We start from the raw sequence: 19,749 nt of genomic DNA on the forward strand, positions 1-19,749 counted from the left end.
AAAGCACGGAGCTTATGACCAGCAACACTGCGGCGGGCAATGCCCAACTGGATACCTCGCACACCCCGCCCCGGATAAGGGTTACAGGGGACTGGACGCTCGCCCATTACGCCGACCTCAAACTGCTGAGCGAAAAGCTCGAAGGTCAATACGACGACAACACCCGCATCGACCTCAATGGTCTCGGCGCGCTCGATACGGCAGGTGCCTCGCTGTTGGTGGAGCTGCTGGGCTCCGAGCGCCTGGGCCGATCAGCCGAACACCCCGATTGCACCCTCTCTTCTGCCGACCGCGCGTTGCTGCAAAGGATCTACCGTTCGCTGACGGATTTCTGTGTGCCGCTCAAGGAACCGGAAATCAACGTCGGCGTTCAACTGCTGAACCGCATAGGCCGTGCGGTGGACGCGGTCTGGCAAGACACCCTGCAGCTGCTTGGTTTCGTCGGCCTGATCCTGGAAACCATCGCCCGCAACCTGTTTCGCCCCAAGCGCTGGCGCATCACGCCGATGGTGGCGCACATCGAGCAGACCGGCCTCGACGCGGCGCCCATCGTTGCCCTGCTGACCTTTCTGGTGGGCGCCGTTGTGGCGTTTCTCGGGGCGACGGTGTTGGCCAATTTCGGCGCCACGGTGTTTACGGTGGACCTGGTGGCGTTCTCCTTTCTGCGCGAATTCGCCGTGTTGCTCACCGCGATCCTGATGGCCGGGCGCACCGCCAGTGCGTTCACTGCGCAGATCGGTTCGATGAAGGCCAACGAAGAAATCGACGCGATCCGCACGCTGGGCCTCGACCCGATGGAGTTGCTGGTGGTGCCTCGGGTCTTGGCGCTGCTGGTCTCACTGCCGATGCTGACCTTTCTGGCGATGCTGTCGGGGATTGTTGGCGGTGGAGTGGTCTGCGCGGTGTCGCTGGGTATTTCGCCGGCGATGTTTTTATCGCTGCTGCAATCGGACATCGGCGTTCAGCACTTTGTGGTGGGGATCGTCAAAGCGCCGATCTTTGCATTCCTGATCGCCGCCATTGGTTGCCTGGAAGGCTTCAAGGTCAGCGGCAGCGCCGAGTCTGTCGGCGCGCACACCACCTCGAGCGTGGTGCAATCGATCTTCGTGGTGATCGTGCTCGACGCCGTGGCCGCGCTGTTTTTCATGGAGATGGGCTGGTGAGCCGTTTACCCCGAGCGCCCACCGAGGCGGTGATCGAAGTCCGTGGGCTGTGCAATCGCTTTGGTCGACAGAGCGTGCACGAGAACCTCGATCTGGATTTGTACAAGGGCGAGATCCTTGCCGTGGTCGGCGGTTCCGGCAGTGGCAAGTCGGTGCTGCTGCGCAGCATTGTCGGTTTGCGCCAGCCCAGCGAGGGCATGGTGAAGGTCTTTGGCAAGAACCTGCCGACGCTGTCCGAGCACGAGCGCTCGATGGTCGAACGGCGGTTCGGCGTGCTGTTCCAGAAAGGCGCGTTGTTTTCTTCGTTGACGGTGACCGAGAACGTCGCCCTGCCCCTGATCGAACACGCCGGTTTGAGCCGCAATGACGCCGAGCACCTGGCGGCGGTGAAACTGGCGCTGGCCGGGTTGCCGCTGTCGGCGGCAGACAAGTACCCCGCCTCCCTGTCTGGCGGCATGATCAAGCGCGCGGCGCTGGCGCGGGCCCTGGCGCTGGACCCGGACATACTGTTTCTCGACGAGCCCACCGCCGGACTCGATCCGATTGGCGCCGCGGCCTTCGATCAACTGATCCTGACCTTGCGCGATGCCTTGGGCCTGAGCGTGTTTCTGGTGACTCACGACCTCGATACGCTCTACACCATCACTGACCGGGTGGCGGTGCTGGCGCAGAAGAAAGTGCTGGTGGCGGACGCCATCGACAAGGTTTCGGAAACCGACGACGCGTGGATTCACGAATACTTCCATGGCCCTCGCGGCCGCGCGGCGTTGAGTGCCGCTAAACAGTTCAACGAGGTCTGACATGGAAACCCGAGCCCATCATGTATTGATCGGCCTGTTCACCGTGATTGTGGTGACGGGCGCCCTGCTCTTCGGCCTGTGGCTGGCCAAGTCCAGCGTCGACACTGAGTTCAAGGATTACGAAGTCGTGTTCAACGAGGCGGTCAGCGGCCTGTCCAAGGGCAGTTCCGTGCAGTACAGCGGGATCAAGGTCGGCGACGTGGTGTCGTTGCGCCTGGACCCGAAAGACCCGCGCCGGGTGCTGGCGCGGATTCGCCTGGGTGGCGACACTCCGGTCAAGGAAGACACTCAGGCCAAACTGGCGCTGACGGGTGTCACCGGGACGTCGATCATCCAGCTCAGTGGCGGCACGCCACAAAGCCCGGCGTTAAAGGGTAAGGATGGCAGCCTGCCGACCATCATCGCAGCGCCTTCGCCCATCGCCCGTTTGCTGAACGACAGCAATGACCTGATGTCCGGGGTGAACATGCTGATGCACAACGCCAACCAGATGTTTTCCGAAGAAAACATCGAGCGCATCAGCAAGACCCTGGAGCATCTGGAACAAACCACCGGCACCATCGCCGATCAGCGCGGCGACCTGGGTCAGGCGATCAAGCAATTGGCCTCGGTCGGCCAGCAGGCCAGCACCATGATGGAGCAGACGTCGGCGCTGATGCGCAACGCCAACGGTTTGCTCAATGATCAGGGCAAGCAGATGTTCGGCAGCGCCGAGCAGGCCATGAAGTCGCTGGAACAGAGCAGCGCGACCATCAACAAACTGCTGGCCACCAATCAGGACTCGCTCAATAGCGGCATGCAGGGTCTCAATGGGCTGGCCCCGGCGGTGCGGGAGTTGCGTGAAACCCTGAGCTCGCTGCGCGCCATCTCCCAGCGTCTGGAGTCCAACCCCAGCGGCTACCTGTTGGGCAGTGACAAGAACAAGGAATTTACCCCATGAAGTTGATTCACTTTGCCCTCCTCGCCGGGTTCACTCTGATCAGTTCGTGCTCGATCCTGCCCAAGTCCGAGCCGTTTGATGTCTATCGGTTACCTTCGGCCCAATCCAGCACGGCAACCAGCCATGGGACGCCGCAGCGCTGGTCGTTGCGCCTGAACAAACCCCAGGCCAGCGAAGCGTTGAACAGCCCCAACATTGCGGTGATCCCTCAAGGCGATGTGATCATCAGCTACAAGGCCTCGCGCTGGAGCGATCCGGCGCCGGTGCTGTTGCGCAATCGCCTGCTCGATGGATTCCAGCGTGATGGCCGCGTGACGCTGCTGAGCACCGACGACAGCAATTTCCAGGCAGACCTGGAGCTGGGCGGCAGCCTGCAGGCATTTCAGACCGAGTATCAGGGCTCGGGCGCCAGCGTGGTGGTGCGCCTGGACGCCTTGCTGGTACGTGGCGCTGATCAACGGATCCTCGCGAGTAAACGCTTCGAAGTGCGCCAGCCGCTGAGCGATGTGAAGGTGCCGGCGGTAGTGACCGGGTTCGGTCAGGCCACCGATCAACTGACGGCGCAGGTGGTGGTTTGGGCGGTTGAGCAAGGGCAGAAACTCGCGCCGCCAGCGCGACTTTGAAGTCTACACAGACCCTTTGTAGGAGCGAGCCTGCTCGCGATGATCGTGAACGATGACGCTGGGCACCGGACATCCCTCGGTGCGCTCGGGTTGATCGCGAGCAGGCTCGGTCCTACAGGGAGGCTCAGTTAGCCGAAGAACCAGTAGCAAACGCCAATGGCGCCCAAGACCCCCGCCAGCTCGGCCAGCAATGCACACCCCACCGCATGCCGCGCGCGCTGGATGCCGACCGAGCCGAAGTACACCGCCAGCACATAGAACGTTGTTTCGGTACTGCCCTGAACCGTCGCCGCGACCAACGCCGGGAAGCTGTCCACGCCGGAGGTTTTCATGGTTTCGATCAGCATCGCCCGGGCGGCGCTGCCAGAGAACGGCTTGACCATCGCGGTTGGCAGCGCATCGACAAAACGCGTATCGAGGCCCGCCCATTGCACCAGATGACGAATCCCGTCGAGGCCGAAATCCAGGGCCCCGGATGCGCGCAAAACACCTACCGCGCATAGCATTGCCACCAGATACGGCAGCAGGTTTTTCGCCACGTCGAAACCTTCTTTGGCACCTTCGACGAAGGCCTCGTAAACCTTCACTTTGCGCAGTGCGCCAATCACCAGAAACAACATGATCAGCCCGAATAGCGTCAGGTTGCCGAGGATCGACGACAGACCGGCCAGCGCAGTGGCCGAAAGCGTAGCCAGCAGCGCCATGAAGCCACCGAGGGCGAGGGCGCCGGGAATCAGATAGGCCAGCACCACCGGGTCCCAGACACGCAGACGTTGCATGAACGCCACGGATAGAAAGCCGACGATGGTCGAGCAACTGGTGGCCAACAGAATCGGCAGAAACACCAGGGTCGGGTCGGGCGCGCCTTGCTGGGCGCGGTACATGAAGATCGTCACCGGCAGCAGGGTCAGAGAAGAAGCGTTGAGCACCAGGAACAGGATCTGCGCATTGCTGGCGACCGTTGCGCTGGGATTGAGCTCCTGCAGGGCTTTCATGGCCTTGAGGCCGATGGGTGTGGCGGCGTTGTCCAGGCCCAGGCCGTTGGCGGCGAAGTTAAGGGTGATAAGGCCGATGGCGGGGTGGCCGGGCGGGACTTCCGGCATCAAGCGCAGAAACAGCGGGCCAAGGGCCCTGGCCAGCCATTCGACGATCCCGGCTTTCTCGGCGATCCGCAGAAAGCCCAGCCAGAGGGTCAGGGTGCCGAACAGCAGCACCATGACCTCGACCGATAACTTGGCCATGGCGAATATGCTTTCCACCATCGCCGCGAAAATCCCGGCGTTGCCGCCTATCAGCCACTGCGCCAGTGCCGACACGGCCGCCACGATGAAGAAGCCAAGCCATAGGCCATTTAGCATCGGTCAAATCCCCCAAAAGATGCGCGAATGATAGCGGGGTGGCCAGAAACGACAAACCCCGGATTTCTCCGGGGTTTGTTTAATACGGCTTGCCTGGACCCCTGTAGGAGCGAGCCTGCTCGCGATGAACGTCAACGATGACGCGGGCATTCTGGATGAGCGCGGTGCTCCTGTTGCCATCGCGAGCAGTCGAGCGTCGACCGACTGCTCTTACAGGGGGCATGCGCTAGTTGCGGGAAATCTCGCCAGCCGGCAGCTTCTCTTTGCTGCGCCAGTGCGGCAGGGAGTTCCAGTAGCGTTGGCCCTTGGCGTCGTCGTACATGCCTTCCCAGCGAGCGATGACCAGCACGGCCAGGGCATTGCCGATCACGTTCAGCGCGGTACGGGCCATGTCCATGACGCGGTCGACACCGGCGATGAACGCCAGGCCTTCCAGTGGGATACCGACACTGCCCAGGGTCGCCAGCAGCACCACGAAAGACACGCCCGGTACGCCGGCGATGCCTTTGGAGGTCACCATCAAGGTCAGGACCAGCAGCAGTTGCTGGCTGATCGACAGGTCGATGCCGTACAGCTGGGCAATGAAGATCGCCGCGATGCTCTGGTACAGGGTCGAACCGTCGAGGTTGAACGAGTACCCGGTCGGCACTACGAAGCTGCAAATGGCCTTCGGTGCGCCGTAGGCTTCCATCTTCTCGATAACGCGCGGCAGCACGGTTTCGGAGGAGGCGGTGGAGTAGGCCAGTACCAGCTCGTCCTTGAAGATGCGCATCAACTTGATCACCGAGAAGCCGAACAGGCGAGCGATCAGGCCCAGCACCACGAAGGCGAAGAAGGCGATGGCGACGTAAACCAGGATCACCAGTTTCGCCAGTGGCAGCAGCGAAGCGAAGCCGAAGTTGGCCACAGTCACTGCGATCAGTGCGAACACGCCGATCGGAGCGTAGTTCATGATCATGTGAGTGACCTTGAACATGCTTTCCGACACGCCCTGGAACATCTTCACCAGCGGTTCGCGCAGGTCCGCTTGCAGGCTCGACAGACCGAGACCGAACAGCACGGAGAAGAAGATGATCGGCAGCATTTCACCGCGGGCCATTGCCGCGAAGATGTTCGACGGGATCAGGTTGAGGATGGTTTCGATGAACGCGTGTTCATGCTGAACCTCGGCCGCGGTCGCCTGGTACTTGGAAATATCCACAGTACCCAGGGTGCTCATGTCGATGCCCGAGCCTGGATGGAACAGGTTGGCCAACAGCAGGCCGACCACAATGGCGATGGTGGTGACGATTTCGAAGTAGACGATGGTCTTCAGGCCGATGCGCCCGAGTTTCTTCGCGTCGCCGACGCCTGCGATGCCGACGATCAGCGAGGAGATCACGATCGGGATCACGATCATCTTGATCAGACGGATAAAGATATCGCCTGCCGGTTGCAGGACGTTGCTGACCCACCAGGCTTTTTCGGCACTGAAATGGTTGAGCAGTGCACCGATTGCTATCCCCAATACCAGACCGATGAGGATCTGCCAGGCGAGGCTAAGCTTTGCCTTCTTCATATCTTTACCCTTACTTCAGTTTGACTCGAGCAGATGCATGAACTGGAACGCTTGTGGCGAAAAAGTCTTGTGCATCTACCCCCGTATAAGGAGCCCCGGAGCGCTTGTTAGTGGCTCTCTGGCAGGCGAAAAAAGGCGCAACTATTCAGATGCAAGGAAGCGGCGTCTAATGCCGTAAACGCCTACCCTATGCCGAATCGGCATGAGGTTTTTTTACTGAAACTCGCGTCCCAGTCGGTTCGATTACGACATTTCGGCAGGCATAAGTGCCGTGAACCGGCCATCACAGCGCAGATTGTTCGTTTCTTGATCAACAGAATAGACGACAAAATTCGGGAAAATACGACAGGGCAGGAAGAAAACTCACGGCCAGATAAAAGCCGTTTTTCGCGATATACGGTCGCTCGCTAAACAGCGGGGAAAGTAGATTGCGCAAATCAAAGACAGGATTTTCGGGGGAGGGGATGTGCATCACTCAATCGCTCTAGCTCGACGCTTTGCGCGTACAAGCTCTCCGCAAGTCCGTCGAGCCATGCTTGACTGGCGAACTTGCGTCGCAGCTTTTACCTGACCCGGCCCTCGCGCAGGCACTCCCTGTACCCGTAGGTCACTCCGCCCCTGAAACAGGCAGAACGTCCCGGCCCCTTGGTCATGCACCGACCTTCCTCAGGTGGGCGCAGTGGAAGAGGCATTTAGCCCCTTTCATGTTTCAAATTCGGTATAGGTGCGGATCTTTTTTCAGGTGTTCCATCACCAAATCCTGCATACCCTGATCCGGTTTCCCGCGAAAGCGGTGTGCGTCTTTGGCAGCCATTACGCTGGTAAGGCCGCCCAACAGCGGGGCGGCCGCCAGTGTCCTTAACCCGACGCTCATGTTCAGCCTCGACCGCGACGGCCAAAGAAGAAGGACGCAATGAACATCACCAGGAACACTACAAAGAGAATCTTGGCGATACCCGTGGCGGTGCCCGCGATACCACCGAAGCCCAGTACGGCAGCGACAATGGCAATGATCAGGAATGTGATTGCCCAGCTCAACATGGTGATTCTCCTTACGGTTCTATTTAGAGGTGTTGCTCGTTTCGGCGCGCCTGGCGCACCAAAATTGTGGTGTTAGAACACCCAGCGTTCCTGACGAGGCATCTCATCGTCGGGACGGGCCTGGTCGACATCCATCATGCGCATCTGTGCGCTGTCGGCCATGGCACTGCTCGCGGCAGTGAAGTGGGTCTGGGTCGGATGCTCAAAGGAAATGCGCGACGCTGCTTCCTGCTGGTTCTGCTCGCAACGAAGGAATTGCTGGCCGGCGATCAAAGTGATCAGCAGTGCCAGTACAGCGAACAGACCTTGCTGAAGATGCAGTGGCGAGAAACGCTTTTGGGCGGCACGTTGGCGATTCATCCTGAGGCTCCTCCCACGCTGGGGGGTCGTTTCGTTGAGGGCGTTTGTTATTGCCCTGTCATTACTCAGGTAGTTGCAGTCTGCATGCCAGCTTTTTTATATAAAAAAATCGATATAAATCAATAAGTTAATAAATACGCACGCAGTACTGTGGACGCATCCTGCACGATGGCCCTTTGCGCCGTCGTGCGTAATGCACGATCGTTTCGACAGATGTCGCAATATTTTTGAATTGAGAGAAGGGCGCAGGTGTCAGAAATGGACACAAGGCATCGTGTCAGGAGAGAGCTACCCTGCCATGAAAGGAATGCATCAGAATAAACCATGCAACTTGCCCGATTTTTCCGGGACTAACCAAGATCATTCATTAAGGAGCGTAGGAAAATGGAATCTGCCACGGAGCACCAAGGCCGTATTCTTCTGGTGGATGATGAGTCTGCCATCCTGCGTACCTTTCGCTATTGCCTGGAAGACGAGGGCTACAGCGTGGCGACCGCCAACAGTGCTGCGCAGGCGGACGCGTTGTTGCAACGTCAGGTCTTTGACCTGTGTTTCCTCGATTTGCGGCTGGGTGAAGACAACGGTCTGGATGTGTTGGCGCAGATGCGGATTCAGGCGCCCTGGATGCGCGTGGTGATCGTCACCGCTCACTCGGCCGTGGACACGGCCGTGGATGCCATTCAGGCGGGCGCTGCCGACTATCTGGTCAAACCTTGCAGTCCGGATCAATTGCGTCTGGCAACCGCCAAACAGCTGGAAGTACGGCAATTGTCGGCGCGCCTGGAAGCCCTGGAAGGCGAGGTGCGCAAACCCAGGGACGGTCTGGACTCCCACAGCCCGGCGATGAAGGTGGTGTTGGAAACCGCCCGCCAGGTTGCGGTGACCGACGCCAATATCTTGATTCTCGGCGAATCCGGCACCGGTAAGGGCGAGCTGTCCCAGGCTATTCACGGCTGGAGCAAACGGGCGAAAAAATCCTGCATCACCATCAACTGCCCGTCGCTGACCGCCGAACTCATGGAAAGCGAGCTGTTCGGTCACAGCCGCGGCGCGTTCACCGGGGCCAGCGAAAGCACCTTGGGGCGTGTCAATCAGGCCGACGGCGGTACGCTGTTTCTTGATGAAATCGGCGATTTTCCCTTGATTTTGCAACCCAAGTTGCTGCGATTCATTCAGGACAAGGAATACGAGCGCGTGGGCGATCCGGTCACCCGTCGCGCCGATGTCCGTATCCTCGCGGCCACCAACCAGAACCTCGAAGACATGGTTCGCGATGGCCGTTTCCGTGAAGACCTGCTCTATCGTCTGAACGTCATCACCCTGCACCTGCCACCGCTGCGCGAACGCAGAGAAGACATTTTGAACCTGGCCGACCGGTTTCTCGCCCGGTTCGTCAAGGAATACGCGCGCCCGGCCCGGGGCTTCAGCGACGAGGCTCGCGAGGCGTTGCTGGGCTACCGCTGGCCGGGGAACATTCGAGAGCTGCGTAACGTGGTGGAACGGGCGAGCATTATTTGCCCGCAGGAGCGAGTCGAGATCAGCCACCTGGGGATGGCCGAAACGCCGGTCAACAATGCACCCCGCATCGGCGCGGCACTGAGCCTGGATGAACTGGAGAAGGCCCACATCGGCGCCGTGCTGGCCACCGCCGGCACGCTGGATCAAGCGGCGAAAACCCTGGGAATCGACGCTTCGACCCTGTACCGCAAACGCAAACAGTACAACTTGTGAGCCGCCAATGAGACTGGCGATGAAGTTGCGGACCCGGCTGTTCCTGAGCATTTCCGCGCTGATCACCGTGGCGCTGCTCGGGCTTCTGCTCGGGCTGGTCAGCGTGATGCAAATGGCCGGTAGCCAGGAAGCACTGGTACGCAACAACTTCGTCACCCTCGACTTGGGGCTGAAACTGCGTCAGACACTGGGTGATCAACTGATCATCATGCTCAGTGAAAATCACGACGCAGCGGCCTTCGAGGCGTCCAAACAGCATTACCTTGAGCTGTTGGAACAAGGCATCGCCGGAGAGCAGCCGGTCGAGGGCAACGAGGACGGCTTCAGAAAGGCCAAGGCTGATTACTTGAGCTTTATCCAGGCGTATGAAGCGGCCGGTGAGCCGAAACATGTGCTGAGTGGCAACCAGGAGCTCACTGAAAAATTCAATGCGCTGCGCACGGGTTTGCTCAATGAGCACAAGCATGCGCTGGATAACATCAGCGAAACCGAGCGTTCGTCCCGTGAGCGGGCGCTGCTGATCGCCGGGTTGCTGGGGTTGGTCGGGCTTGCGGTGCTGATCATCGGTTTCGTGACGGCTCATGCCATCGCCCGGCGCTTCGGCGAGCCCATCGAGGCTCTGGCGCAGGCGGCGGACAATATCGGCCAAGGCAAATTTGACGTCACGCTGCCGATTTCCTCGGCGGTCGAGTTGAACCAGTTGACCAAGCGTTTCGGGATCATGGCCGAGGCGCTGCGTGAGCATCAGGCCACTAACGTCGATGAGTTGCTGGCGGGTCAGCAGCGGTTGCAGGCCGTGCTCGACAGCATCGATGACGGGTTGCTGATGATTGATCGCCAGGGGCGCCTGGAGCACCTCAACCCGGTAGCGCAGCGTCAGTTGGGTTGGGACACCGATCGCCTTGGCCAAGGGTTGGGCACCGCACTGGGGCGGCCCGAGCTCGATGAGCAGCTGCAACTGGTTCTGCGCGGCGGCACGCTGGAGCGGGCGCCGGAGGATCTGAGTGTCGAGGTCGATGGCGAGTCGCGTCTGCTGACCTACAGCCTGACGCCGGTCAGCCATACCCAGGGCCATATTCTCGGTGCGGTGATGGTGTTGCATGACGTCACCGAGCAGCGCGCCTTCGAGCGTGTACGCAGTGAGTTTGTGCTGCGCGCTTCCCATGAGCTGCGCACCCCGGTCACCGGCATGCACATGGCGTTCGGCCTGTTCCGCGAGCGCACGCATTTCCCGGCAGAATCCCGTGAAGCCGATTTGCTGGACACGGTGAATGAAGAGATGCAGCGCCTGATGCAGTTGATCAACGATCTGCTGAATTTCTCCCGTTACCAGAATGGCCTGCAGAAACTGACGCTCGCGCCCTGTTCCATCGAGGATTTGCTGGAGCAGGCGCGGTTACGATTTGCCGAAGGTGCCGAACAGAAGGGCATTGAGTTGTTGGTGGAAATGCAGGGGCCATTGCCACACCTGCAGGCCGATCAGCCGCAACTGGACCGTGTGCTCGACAACCTGATCGACAATGCGCTTCGCCACACCGCCCCGGGTGGTCTCATCCGGTTGCAGGCCCGACGCCATGGCGAGCGGGTGATCATCAGCGTCGAAGATAATGGCGAAGGCATCGCCTACGGGCAGCAGGGGCGCATCTTCGAGCCCTTTGTGCAGGTTGGCCGCAAGAAAGGCGGGGCCGGACTGGGTCTGGCACTGTGCAAGGAGATCGTTCAGTTGCACGGCGGGCGGATGGGAGTTTATTCGCGACCCGGGCAGGGCACGCAGTTCTATATGGCGCTCGCGGTGTAGCGGCCTTTACGCTTCATCGTCGAGGCGTCGCTTGGTCAGCCGGCGACCGCGAGTGATCAGTTCGATGAACTGTACCGAGCTCAGCGCATGGGCGAACAACCAGCCCTGACCGAATTTCACGCCTTCACTGCTCAGCAACGCGGCCTGGGATTCATGCTCGATGCCCTCGGCGATGACCTTCAAATGCAGTGACTGGGCCATGTGAATGATGTGCGGGGCCACGCCGCTGCTCGCCGCGTCATGACCCAGCGCATCAATAAAGGCCTTGTCGATTTTCAGGCAATCCACCGGTAGGGTTTGCAGGTAGGCAAGGCTGCAATAACCGGTGCCAAAATCATCGATCAGTACCTGATGCCCGACGTCCCGCAAGGCTTGCAGGTTTTCCCGCGCCACCTCGACATCGATCAGTCCCCGTTCCGTGACTTCAAAGGCAATTTGCCTGGCTGCGACCCGGTGCAGGGTGAGCAGGCGCGCCATGACCTGGCCGATACGCGGGACCATGACATCACACGCCGCCAGGTTGACCGAGATGTATAGCTGCGGATTGGCCCGCAGCAATTGACCGAGTTGCTCAAGCAGGCGTTGCAGGACGAAGTCGGTCATCTGCCGGATCTGGCCGGTGTTCTCCGCCATCGGAATGAACAGGTCGGGACTGGTCAGGCTGCCGTCCGGCCGGCGCCAACGCAGCAAGGCCTCGGCCGCGACGCAGTTGCGACTGTCGAGATCGAAAATCGGCTGATACAGCACCTGCAGCTCGCCGCGGCGAATGGCGCCGGTCAGTTCGGCGTCGAGAGACTGCCGCTGGCGAACCAGCAGAAACACCAGAAAGCCGACAAAGGCGGCCAGCACCAGGCTGACTGGCAACAACCACCACCACATTGGCGGTATATGGTTGCCGGTGCGGGGGCTGATCAACACCAGCTGGAATTCCGGGTTGGCGGTGGGCATGCGGTAAATCAGGCGTGATGGGGTGACTTGCAGCGCTTCGCGGGTGGTCGGTGGCCATTGTTCCGTCAGCGACCAGACCTGGGAGGCACCCAGGACCGGAATCACCCTTGTGCCATGGTCGAGAACCACCAACAGGCTACTGCCCGGTGACAGGTCGACCATGTCGGTCAAATGGCCGCGAGAGGTGGCGACTCGAAAATTGCCACGGCCGAGCATCAGCGCCGCACGGTTTTCATCGGGTTCGGTGGTGGTGTTCAACCAGTAACTGTAGGTGGGGCCCCTGATGTCCGGTGGCCGCGTCAACGGCAAGCCATCCTGGCGTGGGCGGCTTGAGCAGATCCGCGTCGCGTCCATATAGGCGGCGTCATACACAAAGCGGTAATTGAAGCTGACCTGCTGCAGGGTTGCGATCATCTCGTCATTGCACGTTCGCAATGGCTGCGCCTCCAGGTCATCGAGGCTTTCTCGCAGTTGCCCGAACAGTTGCTCCAGGCGGGCCAGAAAGCGTGCGCCCTGGGCATTCATTTCGCGACTTTCGTTTTGTTCGACCTGTTGGATGGCGACAAAGTAGCTGCCGGCCAGCAATAGGGAGGCGCTCAAGACAGCAGCCAGCATCGCCAGAAACCAGGGGCGATAGAACCAGCTACGGAACGTATCTCGAGCAGCGGCCATTATGGAATATCCGAAGGATTACCAATGAGTTATAGCTGCTGTTTGAGAAACCGCGTTGACCGTCGGGCGGGCGTCATTATTTTGTCTGATTGAGCACTTGCAGCAGTGCTGCCGTTTGCGCGTCCGGGGTGCCATCGAAGCGCGACGGTCTGAAGTGCATTTGAAAGGCGGCAATCACGTGACGGGTTGCTACATCCAGTTCGCCGGTTTGCGGGGTGTCATAACCGAAGCGCGCGAGTTGAGTCTGAAACCAGCTGATGCTCGGCAGTTGTGCTTCGAATTGAGCTTGTTGCCGCGCTACCGCCTGTTCGTTCGGCCAGATGCCGATGCCTTCGTTCGCCAGGCGCTTCCAGGGAAACAGCGGACCTGGATCAAGTTTGCGCAGCGGGGCGATGTCGCTGTGGCCGATGATGCTGCGAGGGCTGATGGCGTGGCGCTTGCTGATGTCCTTGAGCAGGACGATCAGTGACTGGACCTGCGCTTCGCTGTAGGGATACCAGAGGCGTCCGGTTGGCGTGTCCTTGAAGCCAGGATTGACGATTTCGATGCCGATGGAGCTGGAGTTCAGCCAGGTTCGTCCTTGCCATTGGCTGTCACCGGCGTGCCAGGCGCGCTGGTTTTCATCCATCAGTTTGAAGATGGTCGCGTTCTTGTCGTCGCCGATCAGGTAGTGGCTACTGACTTCCCCGCGGGTGAGCAGTTGAAGCGAGCGCTCCTGGGATGCATTGGTGTAATGCAGCACCACGAACTGTATTCGGCTGTCGTGGTTGGCGGAAGGGTGGCTGGTGTCGAAGCGGGGACCGCTGGCACAACCGGCCAACAGGATCAGCGACACGATAAGAGCGAAGTATTTCATGGCGGAGGGCGATACACGCAAGACAGTAATGCAACAGTGTAACGTACTGCCTTGCGCCCGGAGACCCATCGCGCGTTTTTTAAATAATATGGAACAATTGTCCGTCAGCCCAGTTCCACCCGGTTTCGCCCTGCGTTTTTGGCGCGGTAGAGCGCCTGATCGGCTCTTTTGAGCACCAAATCGCTATGTTCTCCCGGCCTGAACGCGGTCAGTCCCATGGAAATAGTGATCGTTACCCGTTCACCCTTGAAGTGGAAAGGGCAGGCTTCAATGGAGGCGCGCAGGAGTTCCAGCAGCTTCATGCCGGCTGCCGGTACGGTGGATGGCATCAACAGGACAAACTCTTCTCCGCCGAAGCGTGCAATGAAGTCCGTGCTGCGCAAGCGCTTGCGCAGCACGCTGGCGATGAGTTTCAGTACTTTGTCGCCCGCCAGGTGGCCGTAGTTATCGTTGATGCGCTTGAAGTGATCGAGGTCCAGCATCGCCAGCATCAGCGTGTTGCCGTGGCGCTGCCACTGGCTGATTTCCTGGTCCAGGCGTTCGCTCCAGGCGGCGCGGTTGGGCAGGCCGGTCAGTGGGTCGATCAAGGCTTTCTGGCGTTGTTCTTCCAGGTGTTCGCGAAAGCCTTGGGCTTCCTGCTCCATGTGGGCCACCCGTTCGGCCAGGCTTTGCAGGCGGCCCGCCACCTCTTGCTCACGCTCATCGCGTTGCTTGCGGTGCTGGTCCATGGTGCCCAGCAGGCCTTCGAGATGGTTTTCCAGAACTCGCTTGAGGTCATCCAGGTCGGCCGCTTCATTCATGCTGCTTTGCAAGCCGTCGACTTGTTCGCGGATCTGCGTGTCCATGGCTTGCGCCGCAGAACGGTTGTCGGCATGACCGGCGCTGGCAGCCTGCAGATTGCTCTGGAACGATTCGAGTCGTTCGTTGAGTCTTTGCAGGTAAGCCTCGAATTCGTGCTGGCCGCTATCGGAGATCGCCAGCATCAAGGTGGCGAAATCGTCGAGGATCGGCAGTAACTCGTACCAGTTCAAACCATTTTTCAGGCGATCACGCATCGATTCGGCTTGCGGACGGTGACGCTCGGGTAGCGTCAGGTCATCGAGCAGGCCCAGCAGTGTGTCTTCGATGTGTTTGGCGACCGAGCTGTACGACGGCTCGGGCGAGTCCGGGAGGGCATAGAGTATGTCGTCCTCGGATTGTTCGGGATCGATGGCCGCCAAGGCTTGGGCCATGGGCGCGGGGAGCGGCAGGGTGTCGAGAAACACCGTCGGGGTCAGCTCGTCGGGGTTGACCGCCTGTTCAGCCTCAGCTGCTGGCGCGACGGCGAGAGTCACCGGTGTCTCGGGTGACGCTGAGTCCGCTTGGGCCTGTGCCTCGAAAGGCAAGGCGGGCGCCTGTTGAGATCCAGGGGCTGGCGCAACAGCGGCGGTGGCCACAGGTGCTTCTTGCGTTGCGGGTAAGGCCTCGATTGCCTGTGCAGCGGTAATGGCTTGGGGCGGCGCGCAAAGCGCCTCGTGCGGCTCATCGACAGCTGGTGTGAGTTCCGTAGCGGCGGGAGGTGCGACGGAAACTGGCGCCGGGACGGCTTCGGCAGGCGATGCGATGGGGGCGTGCTCTGGGGCGACCGCCGCCTCATCGGCTTCACGGTGGCCGAACAGCCGCTGCAGCAGGCCTGGGCGATCAGGTTCTGCCGGGGTCTCCAATTGACTCAAGGCTTTACCTTGCAGGCCGCTGAGTTCACTGAGGAGCAAAGGGATTTCGCGGGCCTGGCTGACCCGACTATCCAGTTGTTTGGCGAAATTCTTCAGGGGGCGCCGGACTTCTCGGGGCAGCGGCAACTTTTGCAGTTGAGTGACCAGGGCGGTCAGTGCGGCGCTGGTCTGGTTGACGCGTGTCTCCCGGCGCTGCTCGGAATCGAGCACGGCTTTTTCCAGGCGCGGGAGCAGGGCGGCCAGGCCGGCATCCATGTCGTCGGTGCGCACCACTTCGCGCATTTCCTTCATGCACTGGTCGACGGCGCGGTCGGTGCCTTCCGCCGCCAGGGTGCTTCGTACCAGGCCGCGACGCAGCAAGTCGAGCCGGGCGTCCCAGCGACGTTCGAGCTTTTCCTGTTGTTCGATGCTTTTGAGGTATTTCTCTTTCCAGCGCTGTGTTTCGTCGCTCATTCAAGGGATCCGCGAGGGGCAGGACTCAACGCGGGCAATGCATCGGCCGTGAGCGAACCCGGCAGACGAATCTCTACCGCGACCGGCAGGTGATCGGAAATGGGTTGGGCCAGCACCTCGACCTTTTCAAGGGTCAGGCTGGGGCTGAGCAGAATATGGTCCAGGCAGCGTTGCGGGCGCCAGCTGGGGAAGGTCGCTTCCAGTTGCGGGGCCAGCAGGCCGAGGTCACGCAATGGCGAGTTTTGCAGCAAATCGCTGGCGTGGGTGTTCATATCACCCATCAGCACCTGGTGTTTATAGTCCCCGATCAGGTCGCGGATATAGGCCAGTTGCAGGCTGCGGGCGCGGGCGCCCAGTGCCAGATGCATCATGACCACCACCAGTGCTTCCGGACCTTCGCCGAAACGCACCAGTATCGCCCCGCGACCCTTGGGTCCCGGCAGCGGATGATCCTCAATCGCCCACGGGCGCAGCCGGCTTAGCACGCCATTGCTGTGCTGGCCGAGGCGACCGAGGTTTCGATTGAGTTGTTGATACCAGTAGGGGAAGGCGCCGAGCTGGGCCAGATGTTCGACTTGATTGACGTAGCCTGAACGCAGGCTGCCGCCATCGGCTTCCTGCAAGGCGACCAGGTCGAAATCGCCGAGCAGGTTGCCGATTTTTTGCAGATTGTCGGCACGCCCGGGGTGCGGCAACAGATGTTGCCAGCCCCGGGTCAGGTAATGCCGGTAGCGCTCGGTACTGATGCCGACCTGGATATTGAAGCTGAGCAAGCGTAGACGGCTGTCTGCGGGCAAGCCGGTAGACTTCAGATGGTGCTCGTTGACCTGCGGATCATGCAGGCCAACGACGCGTTCAGTTCCCCAGCGGCGCATGGTGAGTACCGCGCTTAGTTGGCGGCAGCCTTGTTAGCTGCTCGCTCTTTGTCTACCAGTTTATCGGCCAGTTGCAGGGCTTGTTCGGCACCACCGGCAGAGCCCACGTCAAAGCGATACTTGCCATTGACGATCATGGTTGGAACGCCGGAGATTTCATATTTCTTGGCCAGTTCTTTGGCCTTGTTGATCTGGCCCTTGATGGCGAAGGAGTCGAAAGTGGCCAGGAACTTTTCCTTGTCTACGCCTTGCGTGGCCAGGAAGTCGGCCATGTCATTCTTGTCGACGAGCTTCTTGTGTTCTTTCTGGATGGCATTGAACACCGCAGCGTGCACCTTGTGCTCAACGCCCATGGCTTCAAGGGTCAGGAACATTTGGCCGTGGGCATCCCATGGGCCGCCGAACATGGCCGGGATACGCACGAAATTCACATCGGACGGCAGTTTTTCGACCCACGGATTGATCACCGGCTCGAAGGCGTAGCAATGCGGGCAGCCGTACCAGAACAGCTCCACCACTTCGATCTTGCCAGGCACGGCAACCGGAACCGGATTAGTCAGTTCGACATAAGGGGCAGCGGGGGCTTCGGCGGCCTGGGCAGTCATGCCGAACAGGCTGGCAGCGACGAGTGCGGCGCTGATGATCAGATTACGCATGCTTTACTCCTGGACAAATTTATCGCCACGCGCGACCTGTTTTCAGACAGGTCCTGGCGGGCTTGAGTTCTGTAGTGTAACGGCAGCGGCCACAAAAAAGGGCGGCCAAAGCCACCCTTTTTATACTTGCCGCGACGGATTAATCGAGCGTTAACGTTGCAGTCGATGCAGACCCTGCGCAGCGCCCGATTCACCGGCCTTAGTGCAGGCCCTGTATGTAGCTGGACACTGCGGCGATGTCTTCGTCGCTCAGCTTTTTGGCAATGCTCTGCATGGGTTTGGTATCGCCATCGTTGGTGCGACCACCTTCTTCCTTGCGGAATTCGGTCAGTTGCTTGGCGACGTATTGAGCGTGTTGGCCGCCCAGGTGCGGGAAGCCGGCTGCCGCATTGCCCGCGCCATTTGGCGAGTGGCAACCGGTGCAGGCTGGCAGGCCTTTAGCCAGGTCGCCGCCGCGGAACAGATTCTCGCCGCGCTTGACCAGTTTCTCATCGGCGGCACCGACACTGCCTTTCTGGCTGGAGAAATAGGCTGCGATATCGGCCAGGTCCTGATCGCTCAGGTTGGTCAGCAGGCCCGTCATTTCCAGAACGGTGCGCTTGCCCGACTTGATGTCGTGCAATTGCTTGGTCAGGTAGCGTTCACCCTGGCCGGCCAGTTTTGGAAAGTTAGGCGCCATGCTGTTGCCATCCGGGCCATGACAGGCACCACATACGGCGGCTTTTGCCTGGCCTGCGGCGGCGTCACCAGGTTTTGCTGGCTCACCTGCAGCATGGGCAATGCCGGAGATCCCCACGGTCAACAGCAGACTCACGATCAATTTGTTCATCAGCTAATCCAACTACGGCTAAGGGTTAAAGAGTTATGGACCGGGATCACTCGCTCATCCAGTGGATGATGGCCTGGTAATCCTCGGCACTGCAGTCCATGCACAAACCACGCGGCGGCATCGCCTTGAAACCCTGGGTCACGTGTTGCACCAGCGTCCCCATACCTTTCGCCAACCTCGGCGTCCAAGCTGCCTGATCGCCCTTGCGGGGCGCCATGGGTAGTTGGCCGGAATGACAGGCACCACAAACACGGTTGTACACAGCTTCCGGATCCTGTGTAGCCTGAGCGCTGTAAAGTGGCATCAAGACACCGGCAACTAGCAGCCATTTCGTCATAAAACGACCTTTTCAGGGTTGAGAGCGTGTTGCGTTCTGATGCGCAATCAAGGTCTGTCGCTCTCATGAACTTCATCCTACGCTGGGACAAAGCGCACACAAAATCTGCGGCATTATATACTGGCGTCAGTGAAACGGAAGCGACACCGCTTGCCGCGCCCATTCCCGGCGCCGCCCACATCGGAAATCCCATGCAACTCAAGAATCCCATTCTCGGTCTGTGCCAACAGTCCACCTTCATGCTCAGCGCCGCCAAAGTCGACCAATGTCCGGATGACGAAGGCTTTGAAGTGGCCTTCGCCGGTCGTTCCAACGCCGGCAAGTCCAGTGCGCTTAACACCCTGACTCACGCAAGCCTGGCGCGGACCTCGAAAACGCCGGGTCGCACACAGTTGTTGAACTTCTTCAAGCTAGACGATGAACGCCGTCTGGTCGACCTGCCAGGCTACGGATACGCAAAAGTACCCATTCCGCTCAAGCAACACTGGCAGCGTCACCTGGAAGCGTACCTGGGCAGTCGCGAGAGTCTGAAGGGGCTGATTCTGATGATGGATATCCGTCATCCAATGACCGACTTCGACCTGCTGATGCTCGATTGGGCCGTGGCCAGCGGCATGCCCATGCATATTCTGCTGACCAAAGCGGACAAGCTCACCTACGGGGCAGCCAAGAACACGCTGCTCAAAGTGCAGTCGGAAATCCGCAAGGGTTGGGGCGATGCCGTGACGATTCAGCTTTTTTCGGCGCCAAAACGCATGGGGCTGGAAGACGCCTACACTGTATTGGCGGACTGGATGGAGCTGGCGGACAAGGGCGCCGAGGTGACCGAGTAAAGCTACAGGCAAAAAAAACCCCGGACTTCTATGGGGAGGGGGAAGGTCCGGGGTTCAAGTTCTAGACCGCTAGGGCGGGGTCCAGATATCTGCCAACACTTAACACAACATAGGAGCATCGAAGGGCTTCACCAGCCATTCAGTATCTCTGAGTGGTGTTTTGGCCGATTAGTTCAGAATTTTTTCGAATGCCTTTGGAATAACCC

At 60.0% G+C, this 19,749-nt stretch carries 18 protein-coding genes; 7 read left to right on the forward strand and 11 right to left on the reverse strand.

All coding sequences use genetic code 11. The annotated features are described in order from the left end of the window. Positions 1-14: 14 nt before the first annotated feature. From ACGJAX_RS06265 to ACGJAX_RS06280, 4 genes are read left to right on the forward strand one after another with little or no spacing between them, the layout of a single operon-like run. Entirely contained in the window at positions 15-1,163 is a 1,149-nt protein-coding gene (locus tag ACGJAX_RS06265) for an MlaE family lipid ABC transporter permease subunit (protein ID WP_390957920.1), read from the forward strand. Further along, positions 1,160-1,963: an ABC transporter ATP-binding protein gene (locus ACGJAX_RS06270; RefSeq protein WP_248914616.1), complete on the forward strand. Its 804-nt coding sequence runs from the start codon at positions 1,160-1,162 to the stop codon at positions 1,961-1,963. Before ACGJAX_RS06265 ends, ACGJAX_RS06270 begins: the two co-directional genes overlap by 4 nt. A gap of 1 nt (position 1,964) precedes the next feature. After that, positions 1,965-2,903: an MlaD family protein gene (locus ACGJAX_RS06275; RefSeq protein WP_090327044.1), complete on the forward strand. Its 939-nt coding sequence runs from the start codon at positions 1,965-1,967 to the stop codon at positions 2,901-2,903. Continuing rightward, positions 2,900-3,526, forward strand: a complete 627-nt coding sequence (locus tag ACGJAX_RS06280) for an ABC-type transport auxiliary lipoprotein family protein (protein ID WP_248914617.1) — start codon at positions 2,900-2,902, stop codon at positions 3,524-3,526. The genes ACGJAX_RS06275 and ACGJAX_RS06280 overlap by 4 nt, the downstream gene beginning before the upstream one ends. Positions 3,527-3,654: 128 nt before the next feature. Here ACGJAX_RS06280 and ACGJAX_RS06285 read toward each other — a convergent pair whose 3' ends face one another. From ACGJAX_RS06285 to ACGJAX_RS06300, 4 genes are all read right to left on the reverse strand, one after another. After that, positions 3,655-4,884 (reverse strand): nucleoside recognition domain-containing protein, encoded by a 1,230-nt coding sequence (locus ACGJAX_RS06285; protein WP_247255185.1) that lies wholly within the window; start codon positions 4,882-4,884, stop codon positions 3,655-3,657. Positions 4,885-5,110: 226 nt separating this feature from the next. Beyond that, positions 5,111-6,442 (reverse strand): glutamate/aspartate:proton symporter GltP, encoded by a 1,332-nt coding sequence (gene gltP / locus ACGJAX_RS06290; protein WP_090327052.1) that lies wholly within the window; start codon positions 6,440-6,442, stop codon positions 5,111-5,113. An 876-nt stretch (positions 6,443-7,318) separates the two neighbouring features. Continuing rightward, positions 7,319-7,483: a DUF1328 domain-containing protein gene (locus ACGJAX_RS06295; RefSeq protein WP_003170804.1), complete on the reverse strand. Its 165-nt coding sequence runs from the start codon at positions 7,481-7,483 to the stop codon at positions 7,319-7,321. Between the two features lie 72 nt (positions 7,484-7,555). Beyond that, a complete protein-coding gene (locus ACGJAX_RS06300; RefSeq protein WP_390957924.1) occupies positions 7,556-7,843 on the reverse strand; it encodes a hypothetical protein in 288 nt (95 codons plus the stop codon). A 384-nt stretch (positions 7,844-8,227) separates the two neighbouring features. On the opposite strand from ACGJAX_RS06300, the gene algB reads away from it, so the two are divergent. Then, the gene (algB, locus tag ACGJAX_RS06305) at positions 8,228-9,574 is read left to right on the forward strand and encodes a sigma-54-dependent response regulator transcription factor AlgB (protein ID WP_090327057.1); all 1,347 of its coding nucleotides are present in this window, start codon (positions 8,228-8,230) and stop codon (positions 9,572-9,574) included. A 7-nt stretch (positions 9,575-9,581) separates the two neighbouring features. Next, complete coding sequence (locus ACGJAX_RS06310) at positions 9,582-11,372, forward strand: KinB sensor domain-containing domain (protein WP_390957926.1); 1,791 nt, start codon at positions 9,582-9,584, stop codon at positions 11,370-11,372. 6 nt (positions 11,373-11,378) lie between these two features. Here the strand turns inward: ACGJAX_RS06310 and ACGJAX_RS06315 are convergent, their stop codons facing one another. From ACGJAX_RS06315 to ACGJAX_RS06345, 7 genes are all read right to left on the reverse strand, one after another. After that, entirely contained in the window at positions 11,379-12,992 is a 1,614-nt protein-coding gene (locus ACGJAX_RS06315) for an EAL domain-containing protein (protein WP_390957928.1), read from the reverse strand. 76 nt (positions 12,993-13,068) lie between these two features. Next, positions 13,069-13,848: an N-acetylmuramoyl-L-alanine amidase gene (locus tag ACGJAX_RS06320; RefSeq protein ID WP_390957930.1), complete on the reverse strand. Its 780-nt coding sequence runs from the start codon at positions 13,846-13,848 to the stop codon at positions 13,069-13,071. A 104-nt stretch (positions 13,849-13,952) separates the two neighbouring features. Continuing rightward, positions 13,953-16,013 (reverse strand): diguanylate cyclase, encoded by a 2,061-nt coding sequence (locus ACGJAX_RS06325; RefSeq protein ID WP_390957932.1) that lies wholly within the window; start codon positions 16,011-16,013, stop codon positions 13,953-13,955. Next, entirely contained in the window at positions 16,010-16,888 is an 879-nt protein-coding gene (locus tag ACGJAX_RS06330) for an endonuclease/exonuclease/phosphatase family protein (RefSeq protein WP_090327070.1), read from the reverse strand. Before ACGJAX_RS06330 ends, ACGJAX_RS06325 begins: the two co-directional genes overlap by 4 nt. Before the next feature lie 14 nt (positions 16,889-16,902). Continuing rightward, positions 16,903-17,544, reverse strand: coding sequence for a thiol:disulfide interchange protein DsbA/DsbL (locus ACGJAX_RS06335; RefSeq protein WP_247255177.1), 642 nt, complete (start codon positions 17,542-17,544; stop codon positions 16,903-16,905). A gap of 199 nt (positions 17,545-17,743) precedes the next feature. Continuing rightward, positions 17,744-18,373: a cytochrome c gene (locus tag ACGJAX_RS06340; protein WP_090327079.1), complete on the reverse strand. Its 630-nt coding sequence runs from the start codon at positions 18,371-18,373 to the stop codon at positions 17,744-17,746. A 46-nt stretch (positions 18,374-18,419) separates the two neighbouring features. After that, positions 18,420-18,710: a cytochrome c5 family protein gene (locus ACGJAX_RS06345; RefSeq protein WP_090327081.1), complete on the reverse strand. Its 291-nt coding sequence runs from the start codon at positions 18,708-18,710 to the stop codon at positions 18,420-18,422. Positions 18,711-18,901: 191 nt separating this feature from the next. Between ACGJAX_RS06345 and yihA the strand changes: the two genes are divergently transcribed. Further along, positions 18,902-19,543: a ribosome biogenesis GTP-binding protein YihA/YsxC gene (gene yihA / locus ACGJAX_RS06350; protein ID WP_247255176.1), complete on the forward strand. Its 642-nt coding sequence runs from the start codon at positions 18,902-18,904 to the stop codon at positions 19,541-19,543. Positions 19,544-19,749: the final 206 nt, after the last annotated feature.

Origin of the sequence: Pseudomonas moorei, assembly GCF_042846945.1 — a bacterium.
GTDB lineage: Bacteria > Pseudomonadota > Gammaproteobacteria > Pseudomonadales > Pseudomonadaceae > Aquipseudomonas > Aquipseudomonas moorei.

Bases quoted from the DNA above. Each gene is read 5' to 3' on its own strand.
- ACGJAX_RS06265 (WP_390957920.1), top strand. From the start codon at position 15: ATGACCAGCAACACTGCGGCGGGCAATGCCCAACTGGATACCTCGCAC.
- gltP (WP_090327052.1), bottom strand. From the start codon at position 6,442: ATGAAGAAGGCAAAGCTTAGCCTCGCCTGGCAGATCCTCATCGGTCTG.
- ACGJAX_RS06320 (WP_390957930.1), bottom strand. From the start codon at position 13,848: ATGAAATACTTCGCTCTTATCGTGTCGCTGATCCTGTTGGCCGGTTGT.
- ACGJAX_RS06285 (WP_247255185.1), bottom strand. From the start codon at position 4,884: ATGCTAAATGGCCTATGGCTTGGCTTCTTCATCGTGGCGGCCGTGTCG.
- ACGJAX_RS06340 (WP_090327079.1), bottom strand. From the start codon at position 18,373: ATGAACAAATTGATCGTGAGTCTGCTGTTGACCGTGGGGATCTCCGGC.
- ACGJAX_RS06280 (WP_248914617.1), top strand. From the start codon at position 2,900: ATGAAGTTGATTCACTTTGCCCTCCTCGCCGGGTTCACTCTGATCAGT.
- ACGJAX_RS06315 (WP_390957928.1), bottom strand. From the start codon at position 12,992: ATGGCCGCTGCTCGAGATACGTTCCGTAGCTGGTTCTATCGCCCCTGG.
- ACGJAX_RS06330 (WP_090327070.1), bottom strand. From the start codon at position 16,888: ATGCGCCGCTGGGGAACTGAACGCGTCGTTGGCCTGCATGATCCGCAG.
- ACGJAX_RS06300 (WP_390957924.1), bottom strand. From the start codon at position 7,843: ATGAATCGCCAACGTGCCGCCCAAAAGCGTTTCTCGCCACTGCATCTT.
- ACGJAX_RS06325 (WP_390957932.1), bottom strand. From the start codon at position 16,013: ATGAGCGACGAAACACAGCGCTGGAAAGAGAAATACCTCAAAAGCATC.
- ACGJAX_RS06310 (WP_390957926.1), top strand. From the start codon at position 9,582: ATGAGACTGGCGATGAAGTTGCGGACCCGGCTGTTCCTGAGCATTTCC.
- ACGJAX_RS06335 (WP_247255177.1), bottom strand. From the start codon at position 17,544: ATGCGTAATCTGATCATCAGCGCCGCACTCGTCGCTGCCAGCCTGTTC.
- yihA (WP_247255176.1), top strand. From the start codon at position 18,902: ATGCAACTCAAGAATCCCATTCTCGGTCTGTGCCAACAGTCCACCTTC.
- ACGJAX_RS06295 (WP_003170804.1), bottom strand. From the start codon at position 7,483: ATGTTGAGCTGGGCAATCACATTCCTGATCATTGCCATTGTCGCTGCC.
- ACGJAX_RS06275 (WP_090327044.1), top strand. From the start codon at position 1,965: ATGGAAACCCGAGCCCATCATGTATTGATCGGCCTGTTCACCGTGATT.
- ACGJAX_RS06345 (WP_090327081.1), bottom strand. From the start codon at position 18,710: ATGACGAAATGGCTGCTAGTTGCCGGTGTCTTGATGCCACTTTACAGC.
- algB (WP_090327057.1), top strand. From the start codon at position 8,228: ATGGAATCTGCCACGGAGCACCAAGGCCGTATTCTTCTGGTGGATGAT.